Annotated in this window: 1 rRNA gene; it reads right to left on the bottom strand. The window is 51.3% G+C overall.

What is annotated here, in order from left to right:
* Positions 1-302 (bottom strand): 23S ribosomal RNA (locus G4V62_RS19285); the annotation flags it as partial.
* Between the last annotated feature and the right edge of the window lie 127 nt (positions 303-429).

Raw genomic sequence — 429 nt, 5'->3', positions numbered from 1 at the left:
CTACAACCCCGAAAGGCAAGCCTTTCGGTTTGGGCTATATTCCGTTTCGCTCGCCGCTACTCAGGAAATCGCTTTTGCTTTCTCTTCCTCCGGGTACTAAGATGTTTCAGTTCCCCGGGTTGCCTATCATAACCTATGGATTCAGTCATGATTGCTGTCCCATTACAGACAGCGGGTTTCCCCATTCGGAAATCCCCGGATCAAAGCTTACTTACAGCTCCCCGAGGCATATCGGTGTTCGTCCCGTCCTTCTTCGGCTCCTGGTACCAAGGCATCCACCGTGCGCCCTTTCTACCTTCACTTCTTTCGTGACGCTTTCTTTACTGATGCTTTTTTGTCGGTTATCTAGTTTTCAAGGATCCTCTGATACATACATTTGGTGGAGCCTAGCGGGATCGAACCGCTGACCTCCTGCGTGCAAGGCAGGCG

It is taken from the genome of Litoribacterium kuwaitense (assembly GCF_011058155.1).
Taxonomy (GTDB): Bacteria; Bacillota; Bacilli; order Bacillales; family DSM-28697; genus Litoribacterium; species Litoribacterium kuwaitense.
Note: the sequence above shows the minus strand (reverse complement) of the source record. Positions and strands in the feature narration are given on the sequence as shown.